Origin of the sequence: Streptomyces sp. NPDC005803 (assembly GCF_040630435.1) — a bacterium.
Lineage (GTDB): Bacteria > Actinomycetota > Actinomycetes > Streptomycetales > Streptomycetaceae > Streptomyces.
On sequence record NZ_JBEXXO010000025.1, the window covers coordinates 17870 to 44307 of the forward strand.

18 protein-coding genes are annotated in these 26438 nt (G+C 73.2%); 8 read left to right on the forward strand and 10 right to left on the reverse strand.

Annotation, left to right across the window (positions count from 1 at the left end; translation table 11 throughout):
* Window positions 1-2 precede the first annotated feature (2 nt).
* Both mycP and eccB read right to left on the reverse strand, forming a co-directional pair.
* Window positions 3-1220: a type VII secretion-associated serine protease mycosin gene (gene mycP / locus ABZ454_RS29690; protein ID WP_359542515.1), complete on the reverse strand. Its 1218-nt coding sequence runs from the start codon at window positions 1218-1220 to the stop codon at window positions 3-5.
* A gap of 54 nt (window positions 1221-1274) precedes the next feature.
* Entirely contained in the window at window positions 1275-2825 is a 1551-nt protein-coding gene (eccB, locus tag ABZ454_RS29695; protein ID WP_359542517.1) for a type VII secretion protein EccB, read from the reverse strand.
* A gap of 201 nt (window positions 2826-3026) precedes the next feature.
* Here eccB and eccE point away from each other — a divergent pair, with 201 nt between their 5' ends.
* The 8 genes from eccE (at window position 3027) to ABZ454_RS29735 (ending at window position 14497) form a co-directional block, all read left to right on the forward strand.
* On the forward strand, window positions 3027-4325 hold the full coding sequence (eccE, locus tag ABZ454_RS29700; protein WP_359542519.1) for a type VII secretion protein EccE: 1299 nt from the start codon (window positions 3027-3029) through the stop codon (window positions 4323-4325).
* Complete coding sequence (locus ABZ454_RS29705) at window positions 4325-5047, forward strand: hypothetical protein (RefSeq protein WP_359542520.1); 723 nt, start codon at window positions 4325-4327, stop codon at window positions 5045-5047. The genes eccE and ABZ454_RS29705 overlap by 1 nt, the downstream gene beginning before the upstream one ends.
* 310 nt (window positions 5048-5357) lie before the next feature.
* Window positions 5358-8186, forward strand: a complete 2829-nt coding sequence (locus ABZ454_RS29710; protein ID WP_359542522.1) for an SCO5717 family growth-regulating ATPase — start codon at window positions 5358-5360, stop codon at window positions 8184-8186.
* Between the two features lie 197 nt (window positions 8187-8383).
* Window positions 8384-10261, forward strand: coding sequence for an ABC transporter substrate-binding protein (locus ABZ454_RS29715; protein ID WP_359542524.1), 1878 nt, complete (start codon window positions 8384-8386; stop codon window positions 10259-10261).
* Window positions 10262-10435: 174 nt separating this feature from the next.
* A complete protein-coding gene (locus ABZ454_RS29720; RefSeq protein WP_356324558.1) occupies window positions 10436-11518 on the forward strand; it encodes an ABC transporter permease in 1083 nt (360 codons plus the stop codon).
* Entirely contained in the window at window positions 11515-12486 is a 972-nt protein-coding gene (locus tag ABZ454_RS29725; protein WP_356324560.1) for an ABC transporter permease, read from the forward strand. Before ABZ454_RS29720 ends, ABZ454_RS29725 begins: the two co-directional genes overlap by 4 nt.
* The gene (locus tag ABZ454_RS29730; protein ID WP_359542528.1) at window positions 12483-13505 is read left to right on the forward strand and encodes an ABC transporter ATP-binding protein; all 1023 of its coding nucleotides are present in this window, start codon (window positions 12483-12485) and stop codon (window positions 13503-13505) included. Before ABZ454_RS29725 ends, ABZ454_RS29730 begins: the two co-directional genes overlap by 4 nt.
* Window positions 13502-14497 (forward strand): ABC transporter ATP-binding protein, encoded by a 996-nt coding sequence (locus ABZ454_RS29735; protein WP_359542531.1) that lies wholly within the window; start codon window positions 13502-13504, stop codon window positions 14495-14497. Before ABZ454_RS29730 ends, ABZ454_RS29735 begins: the two co-directional genes overlap by 4 nt.
* A 173-nt stretch (window positions 14498-14670) precedes the next feature.
* On the opposite strand, the gene ABZ454_RS29740 is transcribed toward ABZ454_RS29735, so the two are convergent.
* The 8 genes from ABZ454_RS29740 to nusA all read right to left on the reverse strand — a co-directional run bounded on the left by ABZ454_RS29740 (window position 14671) and on the right by nusA (window position 26438).
* Window positions 14671-15624, reverse strand: coding sequence for a bifunctional riboflavin kinase/FAD synthetase (locus tag ABZ454_RS29740; protein ID WP_356319573.1), 954 nt, complete (start codon window positions 15622-15624; stop codon window positions 14671-14673).
* Between the two features lie 43 nt (window positions 15625-15667).
* Window positions 15668-19594 carry a trypsin-like peptidase domain-containing protein gene (locus tag ABZ454_RS29745; RefSeq protein ID WP_359542534.1) on the reverse strand — a complete coding sequence of 1309 codons (3927 nt, stop codon included), beginning with the start codon at window positions 19592-19594 and terminating at the stop codon, window positions 15668-15670.
* A gap of 199 nt (window positions 19595-19793) precedes the next feature.
* Entirely contained in the window at window positions 19794-20750 is a 957-nt protein-coding gene (gene truB, locus ABZ454_RS29750) for a tRNA pseudouridine(55) synthase TruB (RefSeq protein ID WP_359542536.1), read from the reverse strand.
* Window positions 20747-21190 carry a 30S ribosome-binding factor RbfA gene (rbfA, locus tag ABZ454_RS29755; RefSeq protein ID WP_356319576.1) on the reverse strand — a complete coding sequence of 148 codons (444 nt, stop codon included), beginning with the start codon at window positions 21188-21190 and terminating at the stop codon, window positions 20747-20749. Before rbfA ends, truB begins: the two co-directional genes overlap by 4 nt.
* A 67-nt stretch (window positions 21191-21257) precedes the next feature.
* Window positions 21258-21554 (reverse strand): DUF503 domain-containing protein, encoded by a 297-nt coding sequence (locus ABZ454_RS29760; protein ID WP_326739190.1) that lies wholly within the window; start codon window positions 21552-21554, stop codon window positions 21258-21260.
* Window positions 21555-21691: 137 nt separating this feature from the next.
* On the reverse strand, window positions 21692-24814 hold the full coding sequence (infB, locus tag ABZ454_RS29765; RefSeq protein WP_359542538.1) for a translation initiation factor IF-2: 3123 nt from the start codon (window positions 24812-24814) through the stop codon (window positions 21692-21694).
* Window positions 24815-24962: 148 nt separating this feature from the next.
* The gene (locus ABZ454_RS29770) at window positions 24963-25241 is read right to left on the reverse strand and encodes a YlxR family protein (RefSeq protein WP_359542541.1); all 279 of its coding nucleotides are present in this window, start codon (window positions 25239-25241) and stop codon (window positions 24963-24965) included.
* A 156-nt stretch (window positions 25242-25397) separates the two neighbouring features.
* The gene (gene nusA, locus ABZ454_RS29775; RefSeq protein WP_219571906.1) at window positions 25398-26438 is read right to left on the reverse strand and encodes a transcription termination factor NusA; all 1041 of its coding nucleotides are present in this window, start codon (window positions 26436-26438) and stop codon (window positions 25398-25400) included.

Sequence of the window (26438 nt, forward strand, 5' to 3'; positions counted from 1 at the left end):
GGTCACCGACGGCGCGGTGAGCGTCGTCCGCGGAGGTCGCGCGCCACGGTCGCGGCGCCGGCCACCACGGCGACGAGCACGGCCGCCGCGGCCAGTGCGTAGGTCGCGTACCGCTTGTCGCGTTGCTGCGAGGTCTCCGAGACCGCCAGGTGCGCGGGCTCGGGAGCGCGGGCCCCGGCGGGCGGTGCGTCCGGGTGGGGGGCGTCCTGCGGGGCGTCGTCTCCGGACAGCGCGCGGACCGGATCGACTACACCCCATCCGACGAAGGCGTCACGGCCGTTGACGGAGCGCTCCGCCGTCTGTTCGATGCGGGCGATGACCTGCGCCGCCGTCCACCGCGGGTACTTGGCGCGCATGAGCGCGACGACCCCGGAGACGTACGGCGCGGAGAAGCTGGTGCCGTTGTCGGTGCACTGGCCGTCGCCCGGGACGGTGGAGACGATGTCCACCCCGGGTGCGGCGACCGCCACGAACGTCCCTGCCTGGGAGAAGGGCGCGCGTTCGTTGTCGCGGTCGGACGCGGCGACGGCGAGGACACCGTCGAAGGCGGCGGGGTAGGTGCTCCTCTGCCTGCCGTCCATGCCGTCGTTGCCGGCGGAGGCGACCACCACGACGTCCTCGGCGACCGCCCGCGCCACCGCCCGGCCCAGCACGGAGTCGGCGGCCAGCGGCTTGGTGGTGTCCTGGGAGATGTTGATGACCTGGGCGCCGTGGGCGATCGCGTGGTCGATCGCGGCGGCCATCGTGGTGTCCTCGCCGTTGTGCCGCCCGTCGTTCTGCCGGATCGGGATGACGGTGGCCTCGGGGGCCAGGCCGACGAAGCCGGTGCCCGCGCGGGGGCGGGCGGCGATGATGCCGGCGACCTTGGTGCCGTGACCGACCTCGTCCAGGGTGCCGTCGCTCCCGCCGCCGTCGGTGTAGTCGATGCCCGCGGAGGTGTCCACGGCGTCTCTGAGCTGCGGATTGGTGTCGTCCACCCCGGTGTCGACGACGGCGACGCGGATCCCCTTGCCCCGCGTGTCCTGCCACAACTGGTCCAGGAGTACCCGCTGGAGCGACCACGGTCGTCCCGCGAACTGCTCCTTCATCGGGAAGTCGCACGTGCCGCCGCCGTCCGGGCGCAGACCCTCCGGACCCGCGACGGCGTACGCGGCCTGCGGCCCCGCGAGCACGCCCAGCGCGGCGGCGGCCGCCAGCAGGGCCCTTCTCCCGTACGGCATCGCGCTTACTCCCCCACGTGTGTGCACCGGTGCTCCGCCGTCCCGTCCGATTCCTCAGGAACCCTGCGGCCGTCGGGCGCTGTTGGTGTCGAGCCGGGGGCCCTTGGCGAGGAACTCCGACCAGGCGATCGGGACGAGGGCGGGCGTCACCTTCCCGTATCCGAGTCTGATCTGCGCCTGGCTGGGTTCGGGCCGCCCGTCCGGGCCGTCCTTCGCGTCACCGGTACCGACGCCGGACCGTCCGGCGTCGCTGTCGCCGTTCGCCTGGACCGCGTACCGCAGTCCGGTGTCGGTCACCAGGAAGAGTGATCCGTCCGGGCTGGTCTGCCCTTCCCTCACCTGGGTGTAGAGCAGCCCGCTGCCCGGGGTGACGTAGGTGCTCGTGCCGCCGGCGCCGACGGGGGCGGGGTAGGCGACGCCGGCCCAGGTGCTCAGCGTCGTCCGGCCCGTGCCGTCCGTGCGGCGCAGCACGTTGCAGACGGTGTCGCGGCCGGAGGCGCCCGCGTCGGTGGCGTTGACGCGGACGGCTCGGTGCGCGGGCCAGTGCGGGGCCTGGCCCGCGAAGGGTCCGGAGGCGGGGACGAAGTCCTGGAGGCCCGCCGGGCGTGCCTCGCCGGCCAGGTCGAGGGGTGCGGTCTGCGGGGAGTTGATCAGCAGCCAGGCGGTGAACTCGGAGACCGGCCGGACCTCGCGGTCCAGCACGACGTAGTAGGCGGTGCCCTCCCCGTTCCTGGTGCGCAGCACCGTGCCCACGCGGTTCTCCCGCGCGGACAGGTGGCCCTGGATGTGTGCCGGGGCGCCGACGTCTCCGGGGATCCGCGGGAAGGCGACCGGGCTGCCGTCGTGCAGCGTGGCCAGCCAGTCGTCGGTGACGGGTTGCGGCTGGGCGCTGCCGACCAGGGCGCCGGTCAGATGGCCGAGGTCGGCGGCGGTCTCGTCGATGCGGTACTTGGTGCCGCGGGCGTCGACGAGGTAGCGGGTCCGGTCCTGTCCCCTGACGTAGAGGACCTGGCCGCCGGTGAGCCTGCCGGCGCCCTCGGTCAGGGCGTTGTCGCGTGCGGCGAGGACGAAGGCGGCCTTCTGCACGGTGGTGCCCCGGCCGCCCGGCTGTACGCAGACGGCCCAGCGCTTGGCCGTGCCCGCGTCCTCGTCCTCGGGCAGCCGGTCGGGAGCGTACGGGATGCCGAGGACGGGCCCGCGCGGGGGCTCGCCCGCGTCGAGGATGTCGTCGGCGACCTGGACGACGCCGTAGTGCTGCGGGGTCAGCAGCAGCCGTGCGGAGGCGAGGTTCAGCACGGGGTGCAGCAGTGTCCTGCGGTGGTCGCCCTCGCCGGTGGTGAGCACCACGTAGCGGGTGGTCGACGTCTTGCCGACGATCACCTTGGTGCCGGGGCTGTCCCAGTCCCGGGGGGCGGCCGGTCTGAACATGCCGTAGGCGCCGAACCCCGCCAGGAGCAGCGCGCCGGCGACGAGGCCCGGCAGGACGGCGCGCAGCGGGCGGGGGGCGCCCTCGTCGGACCCTGTGGGCGAGGGCTGGAGGAACGCCGCCACCACGCGACGCTTCGCGAAGGTGTACGCGTTGAGGTCGTCGCGCCGCGATGCCATGAGTCCGTCCCTCTCCCGTGTCCGACCGCGCGGCACCGGGAGCGACCGCGGCCGGCGTCCCGTACCGGACCCCCGATGCCGGACCGGCCCCCTACTATGCCTGTCGGTTCAGGGGTGTTGCGGGCCGGGTAGGGTGATTCACCCGCCGAGGACCTGGCGGGACGGGTGGGGAACGGGCCGGACGAACGGGAGGATGCCGCGATGACGGCTTCCGCGACGCGGCCGGCTCCGGCCCCGGACGCACAGCCTCCCGGAGCCCCGCCGGATCACCCGGTTCACGGCGGCGGACCGGGCCTCGCGCGGTGGGGTGGGCGGGCCGGGTCGTTACGGCTGCACCAGCTCGTCCTGTGCGAGATCGCGGGCGCGCTGCTGCTCTGCGCCTGGGTCGTGGATCCGCTGCTGCTCGTCCCGGCCTCGGTGCCGGCCGGGCTGCTGGTGGCGCTGGCCGTGGTGCGCCGGCGCCGCCGTTCCCTTCCCGCGGTCCTGCACACGGTCCTCGCGCTGCGGGCCCGTCGCCGCAGGGCCGCGTCGACCGGGCCGGCCACCGGGACCGACCCGGCCATCGCGCCCGTGGTCGAGTGTGAACCGGCCCTGCGTACGCACTCGTTCGGGGGACGTGACCGGCGTCCCGTAGGCATGATCGGCGACGGGACGTATCTGACGGCCGTCCTCAGGGTCGATGCGGACGGCACGGCACTGCGCGCGGACCGGTCCGCGCGGCCGCTCCCCCTGGCGCTCGTACGGGATGCGCTCGAGGTCGACGGCATCCGGCTGGAGTCGGCGCAGATCGTGCAGCACACCCAGCCCGCGCCCGCACCGCATCTGCCCGAGCAGTCGGTCGCGGCCCGCAACTACGCCCCTCTGCAGGCGCGGACGGGCGCCCCGGCGCTGCGGATCACCTGGATCGCGCTGAGGCTGGCCCCGGAGCTCTGCCCGGAGGCCGTACGGGCGCGGGGCGGCGGCCTCACCGGTGCGCAGAGGTGTCTGGTGCGCGTGGCCGACCAACTCGCCGGCAGGCTGGCCGGGGCCGGGCTGTCCGCGACGGTGCTCACGGAGGAGGAACTGGGTGCGGCGATCGCCACGTCCGCCTGTGCGAGCCCGTCGGCCGCGGCGCGGGCGGGCCGGGACGGGGCGCCCGCCCGCCGCACCCGGGAGACCTCACGCACCTGGCAGTGCGACGGCCGGCGGCACACCACGTACTGGGTGCGCCGCTGGCCGGAACTGGGCGGGGGCGGCGCCCCGATGCCACGGCTCGTCGCGCTGCTCACCTCGGTCCCGGCCCTGGCCACGACGTTCGGTCTCACGCTGGGACACGGCGACCGGCAGGAGATCACGGTCACCGGCCACATCCGCGTCACGGGCCGCGACGACCAGGAACTCCTGACCGCGCGCCACGCGTTGGAGCGCACCGCCCGCGGTGTGAAGACCTCGCTGGTGCGGCTCGACCGCGAACAGCTGCCCGGAGTGCTCGCCACGCTGCCCCTCGGAGGTGCCCGCTGATGTCCCTCCCCGTACGGGGCCGTGGCCGGCCGGTGTTCGGGCCGGCCGGCCCGCGGCGGCCCCGGCACACGGTCCGGCCCGACCAACTGGCGTCGCTGGCCCTGCCGGTCGGCGACGACGGCGTCGTGATCGGCGTGGACGGCGAGGGGCACCCCGCCGTGCTCGGCCTCATCCGCCCCACCCCGTACGACGTCACCCTGATCGGCGGGCTCTGGACGGCACAGGTGCTCGCGCTGCGGGCGGCGGCGACCGGCGCCCGGATCGTGGTCGAGACGGGGCGGGCCGCGGCCTGGGAGCAACTGGTGCGGGCCACCGGCGGTGACGGCTGCGGCATCGCCCTGCACGAGGTGGGCCGGGTGCCGCCGCTGGGCCCTTCGGCCGGATCGCCGGTCGTCGTGGTGCGGGACTGCGGCATAAGGCCGCCGCGCGGCCGGGTGGCCTCCGGTCCGTGGCAGTCGGTGGTGACGCTGCTGCCGTATCTCAGCCCGGTGGCGCCCGGGCTGATGGAGAAGTCGTCCCTGGTGGGCATCCAGCGGGTGTCTCCCGACGAGGCCGCACGGATCGGGCGCCTCATGCGTCTGGGGCCGGGCGAGACGCGGGCCCTGTCCACCCTGACGGACGGGGTCACCCTCTGGTGCACCCGGCGGGACCGGCAGTTCGTGATGATCCGGGCCACCGATGCGGAATCGGGACTGCTGGGCAGCGCCCGCAGGATGGACTGACGACCCACCACGACTTGTGTGCATTGTTCGGATTTCCCTGCGTAGATGTGCAGGTTTGACCGCTTTACGCTTCGCTTCCGGCCGCACTCGGTCCACTTGGAGGCCGTACGTGACGTCGGGGGCAGCCTTCGCGGTGCCGTACGGCCTGCCGTGGCGGGCCGGATGGCGATTAGGGTAGGTGCGGGCGCGGCAGAAGAACCTGCGGGCAGGCAATGCGCGTCCCAGGGGGAGAGCCGGGCGGTTCGCACTACGGGAACGGTCGCCCCCACCCACCACGGCACAAGGGTGCTCGACCACACCAGGAGGCAAAGTGAACGGCGATCGGGACGAGATGCGCGGGGGCTGGAACAAGCCCGTCGACGAGTCGTCCGACGCGGAGCCCGCCGAGATGACGGGTGAGTTCACCATCGACTACACCCCTCCCGCCTGGTACACGCAGAACGCGCCGGGCGACTCGTCGGGCGGCGCCGGAACGCACCTGGCACCGCCCCCGCCGCCCAGCGGTGACCCGATCCCCGTGCCCGGGCCGCCGGCCCGGGGCGGTTTCGAACCCGACTGGACTCCGGCGCCGGCCGACGGTGCCGGCCGTCCGGTGCCCGGCGCCGCCGACGCGGGCGCCGCGCCCGACCCCTTCGGCGGCGGCGACGTGGAGAGCGGCGCGACCATGCGGTTCTCGTCCGCCGCGCTGAAGCGGGAGATCGCCGAGCTGGAGGCCGCCGCGGAGGCGGCCGCGCAGGCCGAGGGCGGCGGCGCGGCAGCCGGATCCGGACCCGCCGGCCCGGGCGACGTCGCCGGTGACGAGGCGGCTGACGCCGCGCGAAACGGTGCCGGCGAGATCGCGGAGGACCTGGACTCCTCGTCATCCGCATCGCCTTCGACGCCGTCCGACGCGGTCCCGGCCCCCGCCGATGCCGTGCCGTCCGACGCGCACGCGTCGTCCCCGGCGCAGGAGCAGCCCGGCGAGGCCGACGGCGACGCGCCCTCGGATGCCCGGCCGGCTGACGGCGCCGCGGGCTCCGCGAGCCACGACGGGCCGGACGCCGACGAGCCCGCCGACGCCGTGCCCGCCGACGCCGTGCCCGCCGACGCGGCCCCCTCGGACAGCGTGCCCCCGGCCGTCCCCGCGGACGCTGCCCCCCTCGACGTACCGTCGGGCAGCGCCTCGCAGGACGCGCCGCCCAGCCCCTGGACGCCGGCTCCGGCGCCGGGCGGACTGCCGCCGCTGCCGCCGTCGTTCCAGCCCGCGGCGGCGCAGCCCGAGGTGCCTCGGCCGGCTTCCCCGTGGCCTCCGTCGGCCCAGGCCCCGCAGAGCCCGCAGGCACCCCCGTTCCCCCAGCAGTCGCAGCCGGCAGCCCCGGCGCCGCAGGGCGGGTACGGCTTCCCGCAGCAGCCGCATCCCCCGCAGGCGGCCCTGCCCGGCGCGGCGCTCCCGGCACAGCTCCCGCCGCCGCCGGCGCCCCACGCACCCCAGGCACCCCACGCACCCCAGGCACCCCAGCCGCCGCAGGCGCATCAGTGGCCCGGTCAGCAAGGAGCGGCCCTTCCCCCGCAGGCCCCCCAGTTGCCTCAGGCTCCGCAGCAGCAGCAGCAGCCGCAGCCGCAGGGCGGTTACGGCTTCCCCCAGGGTGCCCAGCTGCCGGTACAGTCCCACCCCCAGCAGCCCGCGCAGATGCCCCCGCAGACGCCGCAGCAGCACGCGCAGCAGCCGCACCCGCAGCCACTCCCGCCGCAGGGCCCGCCCGCCGACCCCCGGGCCGGGAGCGCCTGGCCCATGCCGGTCACCCATGACCAGCGCGAGCGTTCGGTGCCGGGCGCACCGCTCGGTTACACGGCCGCGGTCGAGCTCTCCTCCGACCGGCTCGTCCGGGGCAAGCAGAAGGCCAAGAGCAGCCGCACCCCGTCCGGCGCGTCGCGCTTCAAGCTCGGCGGCAAGAAGGAGGAGATCGAGCGGCAGCGCAAGCTCGACCTGATCCGCACCCCGGTGCTCTCCTGCTACCGGATCGCGGTGATCAGCCTCAAGGGCGGCGTCGGCAAGACCACGACGACCACCGCCCTCGGCGCGACCCTGGCCACCGAGCGGCAGGACAAGATCCTCGCCATCGACGCCAACCCCGACGCCGGCACACTGGGCCGCCGGGTCCGCCGCGAGACCGGGGCCACCATCCGTGACCTGGTCCACGCGATCCCGCACCTCAACTCGTACATGGACATCCGGCGGTTCACCTCGCAGGCGCCCTCCGGTCTGGAGATCATCGCCAACGACGTGGACCCGGCGGTGTCGACGACGTTCAACGACGAGGACTACCGGCGCGCGATCGAGGTGCTGGGCAAGCAGTACCCGATCATCCTCACGGACTCGGGTACCGGGCTGCTCTACAGCGCGATGCGCGGCGTGCTGGACCTCGCCGACCAGTTGATCATCATCTCGACCCCGTCGGTCGACGGTGCGTCAAGTGCCTCCACGACGCTGGACTGGCTGTCGGCACACGGGTACGCGGACCTGGTCCAGCGGTCCCTCACCGTCATCTCCGGGGTCCGCGAGACCGGCAAGATGATCAAGGTCGACGACATCGTCCAGCACTTCGAGACGCGCTGCCGCGGCGTGGTCGTCGTACCCTTCGACGAACACCTGGCGGCCGGCGCCGAGGTCGACCTCGACATGATGCGCCCGAAGACCCGGGACGCCTACTTCCACCTCTCCGCCCTCGTCGCCGAGGACTTCGCGCGCGCCCAGCAGCAGCAGGGGCTGTGGACGGCGAACGGCGGCAACCCGCCGCCGCAGTACGCCCCTCCGATGCCCGGTCAGCAGCTGCCGCCCCAGCAGGCGCCCGGCCAGCAGCCGTACGCACCCCAGCAGCCGTACCCGCAGCAGCCCGGACAGCCGTACCCGCAGCAGCAGCCTTACGGCGGCCAGCCCTATCCCCCGCAGCCGGCACCCGGCGCGGGACAGGACTGGCAGCAGGCACCGCCCGCCCAGGCGCAGCCGACGGCCGGTCAGGCAGGACCGCCGCCGCAGCCGCAGTACGGCGGACAGCCAGGTCAACCGGGCCAGCCCGGCCATCCCGAACTGCAGGGCCCCGTCCCGCCCGCGGGGTGGCAGCAGCAGCCTCCGCAGCCGCCGCCAGCGCCTCAGCAGTAAGGCGTCAGAGGTCTGAACCAATGAGGGTCCACATCGCTCCCGCGATGTGGACCCTCATTGCATTCCCGCAGACCACACGCCGTTTCGGTGACCGTTGACGCGGCTCGACCACCGCTGATAAACCTTCGCTTCACCAGCTGGCGAACCACAGATCAACCCGCCTTCTCCGTGCGAGTCATGACGCGAGGTCCCTGACCATGGTCGAAAGAGTTCCACCGCCCTCAGCCCAGCCACGCTCACGTCTGCGTATCCTCCTGGCCTCCGGCGCCGGCGCCCTTGCTCTCGCAGCCGGGTCCGTCGTCCCTGGCGTGCCCCTCGGGGCCGCGCCCCAGCAGGCGCAGGCCGCCGACAGCGGCAACAAGACGCTGACCGTCGCGGTCGCGCAGAGCGTCGACTCCCTGAGCCCGTTCCTCGCCCAGAAGCTGCTGAGCACGAGCGTCTCCCGGCTCATGTACGACTTCCTGACGAACTACGACCCGAAGGACAACCACGCCGTCCCGGGTCTCGCCACCAAGTGGGAGCCGTCGGCCGACAAGCTGACGTGGACGTACACCATTCGGGCCAATTCCAAGTGGTCGGACGGACAGCAGGCCACCGCCGAGGACGCGGCCTGGACGTTCAACAAGATCATGACGGACGAGGGCGCCGCCCAGGCGAACGGCAGCTTCGTCACCAACTTCAAGAAGGTGACGGCTCCCAGCCCGACGAAGCTGGTCATAGAGCTCAAGGAGCCGCAGGCCACGATGGCCGCGCTCGATGTCCCGATCGTCCCCAAGCACGTCTGGGAGAAGGTCCAGGACTTCTCGAAGTTCAACAACGACACCGCGTTCCCGATCGTGGGCAACGGGCCCTTCGTGCTGAGCGACTACAAGGTCGACCAGTACGTGAAGCTCAAGGCCAACAAGGACTTCTGGCGCGGCAGGCCCAAGTTCGACGAGCTGGTCTTCAAGACGTACAAGGACCAGGACGCCGCGGTCGCCGCACTCCGCAAGGGCGAGGTCTCCTTCGTCGCCGGCTCGCCCGCGCTGACGCCCGCCCAGGCCGCGTCGCTCAAGGGTGAGGCGAACATCAAGGTCAACGAGGGCCCGGGCCGCCGCTTCTTCGCGCTGGCCACCAACCCGGGTGCGCAGACCAAGGACGGCAAGAAGTTCGGCAACGGCAACAAGGCGCTGCTGGACCAGAAGGTCCGTCAGGCGCTGTTCCTGTCGATCGACCGCAAGACGATCATCGACAAGGTCTTCCAGGGCCATGCCGTCGAGGGCCAGGGATACATCCCGCCGCGCTTCTCGGCGTACACCTGGCAGCCGTCGGCGAGTCAGAGCCTCGCCTACGACCCCGCCAAGGCGGGACAGCTGCTGGACCAGGCCGGTTACGAGCTCAAGGGCGGCAAGCGCGTCGGCAAGGACGGCAAGCCGCTCGACCTGCGCATCCTGTGCCACGCGACGGACCCGAACGACAAGGCGATCGGCAAGTACCTCAAGGAGTGGTGGGGCAAGCTCGGCGTCGGTCTCAAGGTCGACTGCCTCGACGACGTCTCCGTGCCCTGGTACGCCGGTGAGTACGACCTCGCGTTCGACGGCTGGTCCGTCAACCCGGACCCGGACTTCGTCCTCGGCATCCACACCTGCGCCGCCCTGCCCACCAAGGCCAAGGCGAGCGCGGCCACGGACAACTTCATCTGCGACAAGACGTACGACGAGCTGTACAAGAAGCAGCTCGCCGAGTACGACCCCGCCAAGCGGGCGGACCTCGTCGGGCAGATGCAGTCGTGGCTGTACGACTCCGGGTACATGAGCGTCATCGCGTACCCGAACGCGGTCGAGGCGTACCGCACGGACCAGATCAAGTCGATCACGACCATGCCCGAGGCGGCCGGCAACATCTACGGCCAGGACGGGTACTGGAGCTGGTGGTCGGCCGTTCCGGCCGGCAGCGGTGACGCGGACGGTGACGGCGACTCCGGTTCGAGCTCCACCGGGATCGTCATCGGCATCGTCGTCGCCGTGGTGGTCCTCGCCGGTGGCGGGTTCCTCCTCTCCCGGCGCCGTCGCACCACAGCGGACGAGCGCGAGTAGGTCCGCGGACCGCGGGCGGTTCCCGCGGACGGGACGAGAGCGACCGCTGGCGGGGGGCCCGGCACCATCCGGGGCCCCCGTCGGCGGCTCTCCACGACCGAAAGGCAAGGGGCGGCGGCCGCCGCCCCGCGACGGCCGATCGGCCCAAGTGCAGCACGAGTAACGAGAGTTCCCATGACAGCTGACAGCACTCCGGCGCTCGTGAAACAGGCGGATGCGGACACGGACGGTCCGGCTCCCGCCGCGCCTCCGGCCGCCCGCGGTCCACGGGCGCGCAACACCCAGGCCTATCTGAAGTACGTGGCGGCCAAGATCGTCGGCGCGGCCGTCTCGCTGTTCGCCGTACTGGTCACCAGCTTCTTCCTCTTCCGGCTCATCCCCAGCGACCCGGTGAAGCAGATGACCGGCGGGCGCCGCGTGTCCGCCGAGCAGCTCGAATCGCTGCGCCACCAGTTCGGTCTCGACCAGCCGATGTGGCAGCAGTTCACCAGCTACGTGGGCGACGCGCTCACCGGCGACTTCGGCACCTCGTTCCAGTACCACGCCCCGGTCATGGACAAGATCACCGAGGCCCTCCCGGCGACCCTGCTCCTCACCGGAACGGCGTACGTCCTCTACAGCGCGCTGGGCATCTGGCTCGGCACCCGTACCGCCTGGCGCAACGGGTCGAAGAGCGACCGGTTCAACACCGCACTCGCGCTCACGCTCTACTCCGTGCCCTCGTTCTGGCTCGGGCTGCTCCTGATCATCGTCTTCTCGGTGGGCGTGGGGCCGATCCCGGGCATGTTCCCGACGGGCGGCCTGGAGTCGGGCAACGAGACCGGCTTCGCGTACGTGCTCGACGTCGCGCACCACATGGTGCTGCCGGTGATCACCCTGGTCGCCGTCGGCTACGCGCAGACGCTCCTGGTGATGCGCTCCTCGCTCCTGGACGAGATGGGCAGCGACTACCTGACGACGGCGCGCGCCAAGGGGCTGCGCGACGACACGGTCCGCCGCCGGCACGCCGTCCCCAACGCGATGCTCCCGACCTTCACGCTGATGTTCGTCAACCTCGGCCATGTGGTCGCGGGGCAGATCCTGGTGGAGACCGTGTTCTCCTGGCCGGGTCTCGGCGGTCTCTTCTACCAAGGGCTGAGCGTCCCCGACCTTCCGCTCGTCCAGGGCTTGTTCTTCGTCTTCGCCACCGCGGTGATCCTGGCGAACACCCTGGCCGATCTGCTGTATCCGCTGCTCGATCCCCGGGTGGGCCGATGACGACCGAATCCATGCCCGCGTCCACGCCGGGGGCGAAGGCCCCCGCGCCCGAGGAATCCGGGCCGCCCGAGGCGGCCAAGAGCCCGGGTGCGCTGGCCCGGGCCCGCAAGCGCCGGTCCATGGCCCGGTTCTGGCGGGAGTACCGCGGCCACCGGGGCGGCCTGTGGGGCCTGGCCGGGCTCCTCCTGATCGCGCTGATCGCCGTGTGCGCGCCCGTACTGACCGGCGCGGACGCGCAGAGCGTCACCGAGGCGCCGGGCGGCGCACTGGAGTCGCCGAGCGCCGAGTTCCCGCTCGGAACCGACCAGTTCGGACGCAGTGTCCTCGCCCTGCTGATCTGGGGTGCGCGCGTCTCGCTGACCGTGGGGCTGCTCGCCGCCTTCCTCTGCGTGGCCATCGGTACGGTCGTCGGGATCGTCGCCGGGCACTTCCGCGGCTGGTACTCGACCGTCCTGATGCGGGTCACCGACTGGTTCCTGGTGATGCCGACCCTGGTCCTGGCGATCGCGCTCGCCACCGTGATGGACCGCTCCCTGTGGACGGTCATCATCGCGATCGGCGTCACGACCTGGCCGACGACGGCCCGCCTGGTGCGGGCGCAGACCCTCGCCGTGGAGTCCCGCCCGTACATCGAGCGCGCCCGCGCGCTGGGCGGCGGGCACGGACACGTCATGCTGCGCCACGTCCTGCCGAACGTGATGCCGCTGGTGCTCGCCCAGACCACGCTGGTGATCTCCAGCGCGATCCTGACGGAGGCCACCCTGGCCTTCCTCGGTCTCGGCGACCCGACCATCACCTCCTGGGGCGGCATGCTCCAGGACGCCCGCGAGGCCGGCGCGGTGAGCGCGGGCGACTGGTGGTACCTGGCACCGCCCGGCATCGCCATCGCGCTGGTGGCCCTGGCGTTCACGCTGTGCGGCCGCGCCATCGAGACCGTCCTCAATCCCAAGCTGGGGGTGGCCCGTTGAGCACGACGAGCATCCGCAAGACGCCTCTTCTCGAGGTACGCGATCTCACGGTGACGTACGCCGGCGGGGCCCAGGCGGTCCGCGGGGTGAACCTGGAGGTCGACGCGGGCAGGAAGCTGGGCATCGCCGGGGAGTCGGGGTGCGGGAAGTCCACGCTGGCGCTCGCGCTGCTGCGGCTGCTGCCCGCGGGCACGAAGGTCACCGGGGAGATCCTGCTGAACGGCGAGGACGTCCTCGCCATGAAGTGGGGCCAGGTCAGGGCCGTGCGCTGGGCGGGCGCCTCGATCGTCTTCCAGGGTGCGATGCACTCGCTGAACGCGGTGCACCGCATCGGCGACCAGATCGCCGAACCGATCGTGCTGCACACGAAGACGACGCAGGCCGCCGCGCGCAAGCGCGCGGGTGAGCTGCTGGAACAGGTGGGTCTGCCCGCCGCCCGGGCGGACGCCTACCCGCACGAGCTCTCCGGCGGGCAGCGCCAGCGCGTGATGATCGCGATGGCGCTCGCCTGCGACCCGGGCCTGATCATCGCCGACGAGCCGACCACGGCCCTCGACGTGATGATCCAGGCCCAGATCCTGCGGCTGATCGAACAGCTGGTCTCCGAGCAGGACCTCGGACTGATCATGATCAGCCATGACCTCGCGGTGCTCTCGGACACCTGCGACCGGCTCGCGGTGATGTACGCGGGCCGGGTCGTGGAGCAGGGGCCGGCGTCCGAGGTCTACGAGCGGGCGCACCACCCGTACAGCAAGGCCCTGTCGGGCGCCTTCCCGCGGATCGGGGACCCGGCCTCGCGGTTCGCGCCCCGGGGGCTCCCGGGCGATCCGCCCGACCCGTCGTCGCTGCCGGCCGGCTGCACGTTCCATCCGCGCTGCCCGGTGGCCCTGGACTCCTGCACCACGCAGGACCAGGAGCTGCGGGTGGCGGGGCCCGGTCGGCAGGCCGCCTGCGTACTGGTGGGGCCGGACGGGGCCACGGCCCCTCGGGGCGCCGAGGAAGCGAGGAGCACATCATGACCACCACGACGGACCTGCTCAGTGCGCGGGATCTGCGGATCGCGTTCCCCGGCAGGCACGGAGCCGACCCGGCCCGCGCCGTGGACGGGGTCGACCTGGACATCCGGCCGGGCGAGATCGTCGCCCTGGTGGGCGAGTCGGGGTGCGGCAAGACGACCCTGGCCCGCTCGCTGCTCGGTCTGGTCCCGCCGACGGGCGGGCAGGTTACCTTCGACGGCAAGCCGCTCGACTACGGGAGCCGTGCGCTGAAGGCGTACCGCAAACGCGTGCAGCTGGTGCTCCAGGACCCCAGCGGTTCGCTGAACCCCCGGCACACGGTGTACGACGCGGTGGCCGAGGGCCTGCGGATCCACCGCTACCCGGGCGACGAGCGGAAGGCGGTGGCCGACGCGCTGTCCCGGGCGGGGCTGCGGCCTCCGGAGCGCTTCTTCCTCCGCTACCCGCACGAGCTGTCGGGCGGTCAGCGTCAGCGGGTCGTGATCGCGGGCGCGCTGGTCCTGGAGCCGGAGCTCATCGTCGCCGACGAGCCGGTGGCCTCCCTGGACGCCTCGGTGCGCGGCGAGATCCTCGCGCTGCTGCTGCGGCTCCGGGACGAACTGGGCCTGTCCGCGCTGGTGGTCACGCACGACCTGGGTCTCGCGTGGAACATCGCGGACCGGGTGGCGGTGATGTACCTCGGCCGGATCGTGGAGACGGGGGCCGTGGAGCAGATCCTCACGGCTCCGCGGCATCCGTACACCCAGGCGCTGCTCTCGGTGCTGCCGGAGGCCGAGGGCGAACCCGTGGTGCTGACCGGCGAGCCGCCGGACCCGTCCAAGGTGCCGTCCGGCTGCCGCTTCCATCTGCGCTGCCAGGTCCTGGCCTCGGGCGAGGCGGAGCGGGCGGGTGTCGCCGACGCGTGCCGTACGAAGGACCTGCCGGTGCTCGCGGGCGGCGGCGAGACCCAGGTGGCGTGCCACTGGGCCGGCGCTACGGCGGCGACGCGGTCCTGAGCTGTCTCTCGCGGTAGCGGGCGGGTCAGGCACCCGCACCGCTCCCGCGGCGGCCGGCCTCGGGCACGTCGCGCGTGTGCCGTCCGGTCCGTCCGGACCACCCGCTACGGCTCCGGCCGGTACCGCGTTCCGGCGGTACCGGCCGGAGCCGTAGCGGCGGGGTGGAGCGGCCTTCAGCCCCGGTCGTACGCGGAGATCAGCTCACTGCACCGCTTCACGTCGGCGGCCATCGCCACGAGGAGATCGTCGATCGAGTCGAACTTCAGCATGCCGCGTACGTACGCGAGGAAGTCCACGGCGACGTGCAGGCCGTACAGGTCGAGGCCGACGCGGTCGATCGCGTACGCCTCCACCGTCCGCTCGGTGCCGTCGAACTGCGGGTTGGTGCCGACCGAGATCGCGGCGGGCATCGCCTCGCCGTTCACGTGCAGCCAGCCCGCGTACACACCGTCGGCGGGGATCGCGGTGTGCGGCAGCGTCTCCACGTTCGCGGTGGGGAAGCCGAGCTCGCGACCGCGCTGCGCCCCGCGGACGACGATGCCCTCGACGCGGTGCGGGCGGCCGAGGATCTCGGCTGCGCCGGTCACGTCCCCCGCGGCGACCAGGCGCCGGGTGAGGGTCGAGGAGAACGGCTCGCCGCCGCCCGCCTCGCCGCACACCCGCAGGTCGATGACCTCGACGCGGTAGTCGTAGGTGTCACCGAGTTCGGTGAGCAACTGCACGTTTCCGGCGGCCTTGTGGCCGAACCGGAAGTTGGGGCCCTCGATGACCAGCTGCGCGTGCAGCTTGTCGACGAGCACCTTCACGATGAAGTCGGCCGGGGCGAGCTGCGAGAACTCGGTGGTGAACGGCAGGATCAGCACCGCGTCCACGCCCAGCTCGGCCATCAGTTCGGCGCGGCGGTGGTGCGGGGCGAGCAGCGGCGGATGACTGCCGGGCCGGACGACCTCGCTGGGGTGCGGGTCGAACGTCACGACGACCGACGGCACCCCCAGCTCACGGGCCCGCTCCACGGCCCGGCCGATGATCAGCTGGTGTCCGCGGTGCACCCCGTCATAGGAGCCGATGGTGACGACGCTGCGTCCCCAGTCCTGGGGGATGTCCTCCAAGCCACGCCAGCGCTGCACTCTGACCGCTCCTCGCCCGAACCTGTGTACGTGGGTATGTCTCTTACGCAGGTCTAAGGGTGCCATGCTCACGCCCTGCGGCCTGCATCGGCATGGTCATCGGGGCTCCGAGGGCCTCCACCGTCCGCCGCGCGCTGGGGCCGACGACCGCGGCCCACTCCTGCGGGGCGTCGGCCAGCCACCCGATGACCAGGGCGCGGAACCCGGGCACGTCACGGGCGAGTGCGACCAGCAGGCGGTCGAACAGCCCGGCGCCTTCCGGCGTACGGACCAGCAGCATCCCGGTGCGGTGCACCAAGGCCCGGGTACGGGCCGGTTCTCGCCCCGCGCAGCCGGTCGCGGCGGCCCGCAGCAGCGCTTCCAGCACGATCGGGTCCCGGTGGGCGCCGCCCTGCTCGAAGTCGAGCAGCACTTCCAGCAGGCTGTCCCGCAGTTGCCGGGACGCGGGGCTGCCGGGCGTGGCCAGGACGCCGGCGAGCGCGCCCCGGACCGGGGCGGGCGCCGGGCGCTCGCGGAGCAGTCCGGTCAGCAGGGGAAGCAGCAGGGCCCGGGCCGCGGGCCCGTGCTCCAGCCTGCGGTCGAGGTACGCGGCGGTGTGCGAGGTGTCGGCGGGGTGGCTGTCGACGTAGGCGCGGACGAGTCCGGCGGTGTGCAGGGCGAGTGCGGGAGCATCGATCCCGGCGAGCGCGCGGAGCACCTCGCCCGCACCGTCCCCGGGCCGCACGAGCCGCTCGCGGTACGCGGCCAGCACGGGCTCCGGATGGGTGGGCAGCGCGACGGCGAGCGCGGCGGCGGACACCTTCGGCCCGTCCGCGGCGAAGGCCCGGAGCGCTTGTGGCAGATAGCGGTCCCGGGTCTGCGGATCGGCCACGAGCAGCGCGAGCGCCGGGCCGTGCAGGTCGGTGTCGGCGGGGCGGGCCAGCAGGGCGAGCGCGGCGCGGCGCAGCAGGGCACGATCCGTGTCGCGGGTCAGGTGCGGGGCGACGAGCGCTCCGTACGAGGCGGCCGCGATCCGGCGGGCCCGCCGGTCCTCGTCGCGTGACCACCGCTCGACGGCGCGGCAGAGGGCCGCGGGCTCGTCCTCGGCGAGTGCGGCGAGCAGTTCGTCGGCGCGGGGGTGGCCGGCCGCGACGAGTGCGTCGGTCAGGTCGTCCACGGCGAGGTCGCGGCGGGCGTGCAGGAGCGCCTGCGCGGCCGCCGCGACGGTGGGCCGCAGGGCCGCGCCCGCTTCGGCGGCGAGCGGGCGTTCGTCGGTGAACCAGGCGCACAGGAGTGGCTGGACCGTACGCGGATGGGCGGCGAGCCGCCGGGCCACGGCGTCCAGGAAGCGCCCGCCGTCGCCGTCGCTGTCACCGGGCGGGGGCCCGTCGGCGGGGACGAGCCGCCGGAACAGATCCATCCGGTCCGCCTCGGGCAGCCGCAGCCGCCGCCAGAACCAGGGGCCGAACTCGGCGTACGCGCCCCGTGCGCTGGTCCCGCCGCGAGGGGCGGAGCTCCGGACGATGCGGCCGGCGAGCAGCCGGAGCACCCCGAGGTGCGGCCGGGCGTCGGGGACCCGCAGAAGCGTCTCGGACAGCAGGTGCACGGCCCACCAGCGCGCGTCGGGGAACGGCACGCCGTTGCCGCGACGGCCGGGGGGTGCGGTGGCGGGGAGTGCGGTGCCGGGGGTGACGTCGGCGTCGTCCGGTGCGGCGGGAGGCGCGAGGCCGGGATCCGGCGCGAGGGTCGCGGAAGCGGGGGCGCAGGCAGAGGTGTCGTGGGGGCCCGGCGCGACGGTCGCCGGGGCGGGGACGGAGACGTCCTGCGGGCCCGGCGCGACGGCGGCCGGGGCGCGGGCGGGGGCCCCGGTGCCCGGGGCAGCGGGGTGCGGAGCCGGGCCGTCTTCCGCCGCCTCCGCCGGCAGCCGGTCCAGCGCCTCGATCAGGTCGGCCAGCCGGTGGGCCAGCGCGGCCGGGCCCTGACGGCGGCCCAGGAGGAGGAGTGCCTGGATCACCGGGCCGATGCGGTGGCGCGGCACGGGGAGGGTGCGCGGCGGCCCCGTTGCGGGCACCACCTCCCGAGCGGGCACCACCTCCCGAGCAGGCACCATCTGCCGCGCGGGCGCCGCCCCCGGGCGGCGGGGGTGCGGCACCCGGCCCCCGCCCTCCGCCGCCGGCACCGCCCCGTCCGCATGCCACCGGTGCACCAGCGCCCGCAGGGCCGCGTCCAGGTCCAGATGTGCGCCCTGCACCCAGTCACCCAGCTCCTCGTGCGCGAACCGGTATCCGGATCCCGCCGGGACCAGCAGGCCCTCGGTCAGCACCGCCGACGCCCAGCCGGTGCGCCACGGGAAGAGCTCCTCGAACGCGGCCCGGTCCAGTTCCCCCTGCCCGGGCCCCAGACAGCGCCGGGCCGCCTCGTGGACCTGGCCCGCCACCCGCGCCGCCAGCCGCCGCACCTCCGCGCCGCGCGGTGCGGGCCGCCACCGGGCGGCGATCCGGACCGCGACGCGCAGGCACATCAGGTCCAGGTGGGCGGCGAAGACCTCTTCCGTGTCGGGACGCCCCGGGGTGTCCGGCGGCAGGGCCTCCCGTACCTCCGCGAGCAGCCGCAGCGTGAGCGGGTGCCGGTCGTGGCCGACGGCGAGCGCGTCGGGAGGGAGCGCGTACCGCTCCCGGGCCTGTGCGGCCTGGCCCACGGTCAGGTCGTCGATGGGGACGGCCGGAGGAAGCCTCCTGGCGGGGCGGGCCGGGCGGTGCAGCGCCCCGGGCGGACAGAGCGCGCCCGCGGTCTCCCAGTGCTCGGCCCGGCAGGCGACGACGAGCCGCGCGCCGTGCTCCCGCAGCCAGTCGACCGTGCCCTCGGTCCACCGGTCCAGTCGGTGTGCCAGGACGGGCGGCATCTCCTCGGGGCCGTCCAGCAGGACGAGCAGCGGGCTGCCGGTGTCCGAGGCCAGCCGGGCCACCCGCCCGGGGGTGGCGGTCGCCATGTCGCCCATGGCCCCGGCGGCGGTGACGATGCGGCCGGCCTGCTGGAGCGTGCGGGCGATCGCGTCGGCGACGGAGGCGTCGTCCGCCAGCAGATCGGCGCCGCGCAGCCACAGGGTGAGCGCGGGCGCCTCGCCGCGGGCCCGTCGCGCGGCGAGCGCGGCGAGTTCGGTGGTGCGGCCGGTGCCGGGCGCTCCGACCAGGCCGAGGACCACCGCCGGCCGTTCCGTGCCCGGGGCCGGGCCGGGAGAGGTGAAGGCGTCGAACTCCGCCAGGACACCGGGCCGTTCCACCGGGTCGGTCCAGGCGCTCGGGCCTCCCGCCGAGCCGACCGACATGGCGGTGAGCTGGAGCGCTCCCGCCGCGTTCAGATCGATTCCGTATCCCGGCACCCTCCTCGCGTTGCGCCGCAGCAGCGCGCTCAGGGGGCCGGCCCGGTCCGGGCCGGCCAGCGGCACCGCGCAGGCGGCTGCCGGGTGGCCGGTGCGCAGGGCGCTCCCCAGGACCGCGATGACGGCGCCGCTGTCCCCGTCGAGCACGGGCCCGCCGACGGCCGCGCCGCCGAGCCGCAGCGCATCGCTGCCGTCGGTGCCGAGGGCCAGTTCCAGCGCCCGGCCGATCGTGTGGGCGCGACCCCCCTCGGTGTAGGTCACCGGGGTCGCGCCGAGGACGCGTGCCTCGCGCCAGCCGTGCGCGGCGATCGTCACGTAGGTGCCGGGCTCGATCCGCTCCCGCGGGGCGATCGGCAGGGGTGGCACGCCGAGCGCGTCCGGTCCGCCGGTCGGCAGGAGCGCGAGGGCCCGTTCCGGCAGTGCGGTGATGTCAGGGGCCTCGACACGGCAGCTGCGGCCGTCCGCGCCGTGCAGCAGGAGGTGCGGGAGGCCCACGACCGCTTCGTGGCTGGTCACGACCGTGCCCCGGTCGTCCGCGACGAAGCCCGTCCCCCGCGGCCGGCCCGCCGGATCGCACAGCCGTACCAGTGTCGCCAGGTCCCCGCATCCCATGATCCGACGTTAGGACGACGGTGATCGGCACGAGAACCACTCGGAGTAAAAGCGCCCCGTTCGCACCCCCGATTCACTCCGAGCGCCTGCCCGTCGGGGTGAATCGGGGGCGTTCACCGGACAGAATCCGACGGGGGGGTCGTGGAGCGGGCACAGGGGCCCTGCCCGCTCCACGAGGGGCCCCGGGTAGGGGCCGGGGTCAGGCGAAGACGGCGAGGCTCCTGGCCTTGCCCTTCTGCTCCTCGACGAGGACCAGGAACGTCCCGTCGGGCCCGAAGACCGCGACCGGGCCCGGCGGGTACGCCGGCATGTCCAGCCGTACCCCGTTGAGCAGCAGCTTGGCGCGCTTGTCGTCGACGTCCCACCGGGGGAACGCCGAGGCGGCGGCCTCGGCCACCGGCATCACGGCCAGTTCCTCCTGGTGCTGGTCGAGCGTCCGCGCGGCGTCGAGACCGTACGGACCGACGCGCGTGCGCCGCAGGGCGGTCAGATGCCCGCCCACACCGAGCCCGGCGCCGAGGTCCCGGGCGATCGCCCGGATGTACGTACCGGAGGAGCAGACCACCGAGACGACGAGGTCGACCACCGGGGTGCCGTCCTCGGCGACGGCGGCACGGACGTCGTAGACGTGGAAGGACGAGATGGTCACCGGACGGGCCGGGATCTCGAACTCCTCGCCGCCGCGCACCCGCGCGTAGGACCGCTTGCCGTCGATCTTGATGGCACTGACCTTGGACGGCACCTGCATGATCGCGCCGGTCAGGGCGGCGACCCCCGCGTCGATGCCCTCGCGCGTCACACCGGAGGCGTCGGTGGACGAGGTGATCTCGCCCTCCGCGTCGTCCGTGACGGTGTCCTGGCCGAGCCGGATCGTACCGAGGTACTCCTTCTCGGTCAGCGCGAGATGGCCGAGGAGCTTGGTGGCCTTCTCGACGCCGAGCACGAGCACGCCGGTCGCCATCGGGTCCAGCGTGCCGGCGTGACCGACGCGGCGGGTCCTGGCGATGCCGCGCATCTTGGCGACGACGTCGTGCGAAGTGAAGCCGGACGGCTTGTCGACGATGACAAGTCCGCTCTCCGGTCCTCCCCCGCCGCCCTTGGCCGAGGTCGCCGCGCTCCGGCTCCCTTCCCGGGGCGTCTTGTTCTGCGCTGTCATTCGGAGGTGGTGTCCTCGTCCTCCGGCTTGCGGTACGGGTCCGCGTCACCCGCGTACGTGGCGCCCGAGGACGCCTCGCGCACCTTGGCGTCCGAGGCCCGCGCCCGGTCGAGGAGGTCCTCGATCGCCTTGGCGTTCTCGGGCAGCGCGTCCGCCACGAAGGTGAGGGTGGGGGTGAACTTCGTGCCCGCCGCCGAGCCGACCGCGGAGCGCAGGATGCCCTTGGCGCTCTCCAGGCCGGCCGCCGCGCTCGCCCGCTCCTCGTCGTCGCCGTAGACCGTGTAGAAGACCGTGGCCTCCCGCAGGTCGCCGGTGACGCGGGTGTCCGTGATGGTCACGTGCGTACCCAGGCGCGGGTCCTTGATCCCACGCTGCAGTTTCTCGGCGACCACCTCCTGGATGAGGTCCGCCAGCTTCTTAGCCCGCGCGTTGTCGGCCACTGGTCCGTCTCCTTCTCGCTTTGAACCGGCCGGAAATCGGAAGGCGGAGACTTCCGGTCGGTCCTTCTCAATCGTCTTCGTCGCTGTGCAGCCGCCGTCGTACGGACAGCAGCTCCACTTCCGGCCGGCCGGCGACCAACCGCTCGCACCGGTCGAGCACGTCTGTGAGGTGTCCGGTGTCCCCGGAGACCACGGCGAGGCCGATCTCGGCCCTGCGATGGAGGTCCTGACCGCCCGTCTCCGCCACGCTCACCGCGTACTTCCGCTGGAGCTCGGCAACGATCGGACGGACTATGGAGCGCTTCTCCTTCAGCGACCGTACGTCGCCGAGAAGCAGATCGAAGGACAGTGTCCCCACATACATGTGTGTCCGGATGTCCCGCCGGTTCGGGTTCGCGCCCCGCCGTTGGCCGGCAGGGACACAAGAACCGTACACGGAACGGCCGGGGCCGATCGACGGATATACGTCCCGTCGACCGGCCCCGACTGTTGAGGTACGGGTCAGCCTCGCGGCTTCTCGCGCATCTCGTACGTCGCGATGACGTCGTCGATCTTGATGTCGTTGAAGTTTCCGAGGTTGATACCGCCCTCGAAGCCTTCGCGGATCTCGGTGACGTCGTCCTTGAAGCGGCGCAGACCGGAGATGTTGAGGTTCTCCGCGATGACCTTGCCATCGCGCAGCAGGCGCGCCTTGGTGTTGCGCTTGACCTCGCCGGACCGGACCAGCACACCGGCGATGTTGCCCAGCTTGGACGAGCGGAAGATCTCGCGGATCTCCGCCGTACCGAGCTCGACCTCTTCGTACTCCGGCTTGAGCATGCCCTTGAGGGCCGCTTCGATCTCTTCGATCGCCTGGTAGATGACCGAGTAGTACCGGACGTCCACACCTTCGCGGTCGGCCATCTGCGCGGCACGCCCTGCGGCGCGCACGTTGAAGCCGATCACGATGGCGTCGGAGCCGGTCGCCAGGTCGATGTCCGACTCGGTGACCGCACCCACACCGCGGTGCAGGACCCGGATGTCGACCTCTTCACCGACGTCGAGCTGGAGCAGCGAGGACTCGAGGGCCTCCACCGAACCGGACGCGTCGCCCTTGATGATGAGGTTGAGCTCCTGGACCAGACCGGCCTTGAGCGCCTCGTCCAGGTTCTCCAGGGAGAACCGGACACCCTTGCGGGCGAAGTTGGCGTTGCGCTCACGAGCGGCACGCTTCTCGGCGATCTGACGGGCCGTACGGTCCTCGTCGACGACCAGGAAGTTGTCGCCGGCACCCGGGACGTTGGTGAGACCCAGCACGAGGACGGGGGTCGAGGGACCCGCTTCCTCGACGTTCTCGCCCTTGTCGTCGAGCATCGCGCGGACTCGGCCGTACGCGTCGCCGACCACCATCGTGTCGCCGACGCGCAGCGTGCCTCGCTGCACCAGGACGGTCGCGACGGCACCGCGGCCGCGGTCGAGGTGGGACTCGATCGCAATACCCTGCGCGTCCTGCTCCGGGTTGGCCCGCAGGTCGAGCGAGGCGTCGGCGGTGAGGACGACGGCCTCCAGAAGAGCCTCGATGTTGAGGCCCTGCTTGGCGGAGATGTCGACGAACATCGTGTCGCCGCCGTACTCCTCGGCCACCAGACCGAACTCGGTGAGCTGACCGCGCACCTTGGTCGGGTCCGCGCCCTCGACGTCGATCTTGTTGACCGCGACCACGATCGGCACGTCGGCCGCCTTGGCGTGGTTCAGCGCCTCGATCGTCTGGGGCATCACACCGTCGTTCGCCGCCACCACGAGGATCGCGATGTCGGTGGACTTCGCACCACGTGCACGCATGGCGGTGAACGCCTCGTGACCCGGGGTGTCGATGAAGGTGATGCGGCGGTCCTCGCCGTTGACCTCGGCGCCGACCTGGTAGGCACCGATGTGCTGCGTGATGCCGCCGGCCTCGCCCGCGATGACGTTCGTCTTGCGGATCGCGTCCAGCAGTCGGGTCTTACCGTGGTCGACGTGACCCATGACGGTCACGACCGGCGGACGGGAGACCAGGGCCTCTTCGCCGCCCTCGTCCTCGCCGAACTCGATGTCGAAGGACTCGAGCAGCTCGCGGTCCTCCTCCTCCGGGCTGACGATCTCCAGGACGAAGTTCATCTCGTCCGCGAGGAGCTTCAGCGTCTCGTCGGAGACGGACTGCGTGGCAGTGACCATCTCGCCGAGGTTCATCATCACGCCGACGAGCGACGCCGGGTTGGCGTTGATCTTCTCGGCGAAATCGGTGAGGGAGGCACCGCGCGACAGCCGGACGGCCTGTCCGTTGCCGCGAGGCAGCATGACGCCGCCCACCGACGGGGCCTGCATGGCCTCGTACTCCTGGCGCCTCTGCCGCTTCGACTTGCGACCACGACGCGCGGGACCGCCGGGGCGGCCGAAGGCGCCCTGCGTGCCACCACGGCCACCGGGGCCGCCGGGACGTCCACCGAATCCGGGACGACCGCCGAAGCCGCCGCCACCACCGGGACGGCCTGCGCCGCCACCGCCGCCGCCACCACCGGGACGACCGGCGAAACCGCCGCCGCCGCCACCGGGACCGGCCGGACGGCCTGCGAAGCCGCCGCCACCGGGACGGCCTGCGCCGCCACCGCCGCCGGGACGACCGCCGCCGGCACCGGGACCACGGCCACCGCCGGGGCCACCACCGGGACGCGGGCCGGCAGCGGGACGCTGCGGCATCATGCCCGGGTTCGGACGGTTACCACCGGGGGCACCGCCCGGACGGGGAGCCTGCGGGCGCGGCATGCCGCCCGGAGACGGACGTGCGCCGCCCTGACCCTGGGGACGCGGGGCGCCGCCGGGGCCGCCCTGCGGACGCGGGGCGCCGGGGCGCTCCTGACCGCCACCGGGACGCGGGGTGCCGCCGGGACGGGGCGACTGCGGACGGGCCATGCCCGTCGAGCCACCGGAGGTGAAGGGGTTGTTGCCCGGACGGGGACCGGCCGGACGGGCGCCGCCGGGGCGCGGAGCGCCCTGGCCCGCGGGGCGTGCGGGGCGCTCGGCGCCACGCTCTCCACCACGGCCGCCGTCACGCTGACCACCGTCGCGGCCGCCGTCACGCTGACCGCCGGCCGGAGCCGGACGGGCGGGGCGGGGACCGGGGGTGGCACCCGCGGGACGCGGGGCCTGCTGCTGCTGCGGTGCTGCCGGCTGGGCCGGAGCCGGAGCCGAGAACTCGGCCGCGGGCACCGGGGTGACCGGAGCGGCCTTCGGCGCGGGCTTGGGGCCCGGACGCGGGCCCGCCGACGGCGCGGAAGGTGCTGCGGGGGTGCTGCTCGGGGCCTCGGCGGCGGCCGGCTTGGGGGCCGGGGCGCCGGGCTTCGGGGCAGCGGGACGTGCCGCGGCGGCCGGGGAGGGCGCTGCGGGCTTCGCGGGGGCGGCCTTGCGGGGCGCGCCAGGCTTCGCAGCGGACTTGCCGGCGTTGCCGCCGGGCCCCTGCAGTGCGTCAGTCAACTTGCGTACAACCGGCGCCTCGATCGTCGAGGACGCCGAACGTACGAATTCACCGAGTTCTTGGAGCTTGGCCATGACGACCTTGCTCTCCACTCCGAACTCCTTGGCGAGTTCGTATACCCGGACCTTAGCCACTTCGCTCCTTTTAGGTCCGGGTTACCGCCGGACCGTCGCTACTTCATGGGCGTACTCATCGCGTACTCATCGAGTGCTCATCGCAATCTCGACCTACTTCCAACTCGCGAGGTACCTGACCGCACGGGGACCCGTGCCGTTCAATTTCTTACGGTGTCACCCGCTCGACGAACCGCTGCACCGCAGCGGGGTCGAACGGCCCCTTGGCCTTGAAGGCCCGGGGGAAGGCCCGGCGGCGAACCGCCAGGTCCAGACAGACGGAGGCGGGATGCACATACGCACCCCGGCCGGGCAGCGTACCGCGAGGATCGGGGACGCATGCGTCTCCGTCCACCACGATGCGCAGCAACTCGCTCTTGGCCGCTCGCTCCCGGCATCCCACACAGGTTCGCTCGGGGCAAGCGCGGGCGTGCGTCCGGCCAGACACGGCTAAGTCTACCTCCCCGCACCGACCTCACCCCTTTGGGGCAAAAATCGAACGGATGTTGTCGTGATCTCAGCGGCCTGCCGACGAGATCTATTCCCTTGTCACCCTGCCGGCCCGGACCGCACGCGGCGGTCGGGCCTTCAAGACGGCGTCCGGTCAGCGTCGCTCGGAGCGCTCCCGGGCCCGCTCGGCCCGCTCACGGTCGGCGACGTCGCGCTCGGCGTCGGTCTCGGTGTCCGGGCGGATGTCGATGCGCCAGCCCGTGAGGCGGGCGGCGAGACGGGCGTTCTGCCCTTCCTTGCCGATGGCCAGCGACAGCTGGTAGTCCGGCACGGTGACCCGGGCGGAGCGCGCACCGAGGTCCACGACCTCGACCTCACTCACCCGTGCGGGCGACAGCGCGTTGGCCACCATCTCGGCCGGGTCGTCCGACCAGTCCACGATGTCGATCTTCTCGCCGTGCAGCTCGGCCATGACGTTGCGCACACGCCCGCCCATCGGGCCGATGCAGGCGCCCTTGGCGTTGAGGCCCGAGCGGGTGGAGCGCACGGCGATCTTGGAGCGGTGGCCGGCCTCGCGGGCGATCGCGCAGATCTCGACGGAGCCGTCGGCGATCTCCGGGACCTCCAGCGCGAAGAGCTTCTTCACGAGGTTGGGGTGGGTCCGCGACAGCGTCACGGACGGGCCGCGGACACCCTTGGCGACGCGGACGACGTAGGTGCGCAGCCGCAGGCCGTGGGTGTACTCCTCGCCCGGCACCTGCTCCTGCACCGGCAGGATGGCTTCCAGCTTGCCGATGTCGACCAGGACGTTCTTCGGGTCCTTGCCCTGCTGCACGACGCCGGTCACGACGTCGCCCTCGTGGCCCGCGTACTCGCCGAACGTCCGGTCGTCCTCCGCGTCGCGCAGCCGCTGGAGGATGACCTGCTTGGCGGTGGTCGCGGCGATCCGGCCGAAGCCCGACGGGGTGTCGTCGAACTCCTTGGGCTCCTGGCCCTCCTCGAGGTCGGCCGGGTCCTCCTTGGCCCACACGGTCACGTGGCCGCGCTCGTCCAGCTCCACCCGCGCCCTGCGGTGGCTGCCGTCCGTGCGGTGGTACGCGATGAGGAGGGCCGACTCGATCGCCTCGACGAGCACGTCGAAGGGGATCTCCTTGTCCTGCGCCAAGCCCTTCAGAAGCTTCACATCGATGTCCAC

Excerpts from the sequence above, each read along its gene's own strand:
- ABZ454_RS29715 (WP_359542524.1), top strand. The coding sequence starts at position 8,384 with ATGGTCGAAAGAGTTCCACCGCCCTCAGCCCAGCCACGCTCACGTCTG.
- ABZ454_RS29745 (WP_359542534.1), bottom strand. The coding sequence starts at position 19,594 with ATGGGATGCGGGGACCTGGCGACACTGGTACGGCTGTGCGATCCGGCG.
- ABZ454_RS29725 (WP_356324560.1), top strand. The coding sequence starts at position 11,515 with ATGACGACCGAATCCATGCCCGCGTCCACGCCGGGGGCGAAGGCCCCC.
- mycP (WP_359542515.1), bottom strand. The coding sequence starts at position 1,220 with ATGCCGTACGGGAGAAGGGCCCTGCTGGCGGCCGCCGCCGCGCTGGGC.
- ABZ454_RS29720 (WP_356324558.1), top strand. The coding sequence starts at position 10,436 with ATGACAGCTGACAGCACTCCGGCGCTCGTGAAACAGGCGGATGCGGAC.
- ABZ454_RS29735 (WP_359542531.1), top strand. The coding sequence starts at position 13,502 with ATGACCACCACGACGGACCTGCTCAGTGCGCGGGATCTGCGGATCGCG.
- truB (WP_359542536.1), bottom strand. The coding sequence starts at position 20,750 with ATGACAGCGCAGAACAAGACGCCCCGGGAAGGGAGCCGGAGCGCGGCG.
- eccE (WP_359542519.1), top strand. The coding sequence starts at position 3,027 with ATGACGGCTTCCGCGACGCGGCCGGCTCCGGCCCCGGACGCACAGCCT.
- ABZ454_RS29705 (WP_359542520.1), top strand. The coding sequence starts at position 4,325 with ATGTCCCTCCCCGTACGGGGCCGTGGCCGGCCGGTGTTCGGGCCGGCC.
- ABZ454_RS29760 (WP_326739190.1), bottom strand. The coding sequence starts at position 21,554 with ATGTATGTGGGGACACTGTCCTTCGATCTGCTTCTCGGCGACGTACGG.
- eccB (WP_359542517.1), bottom strand. The coding sequence starts at position 2,825 with ATGGCATCGCGGCGCGACGACCTCAACGCGTACACCTTCGCGAAGCGT.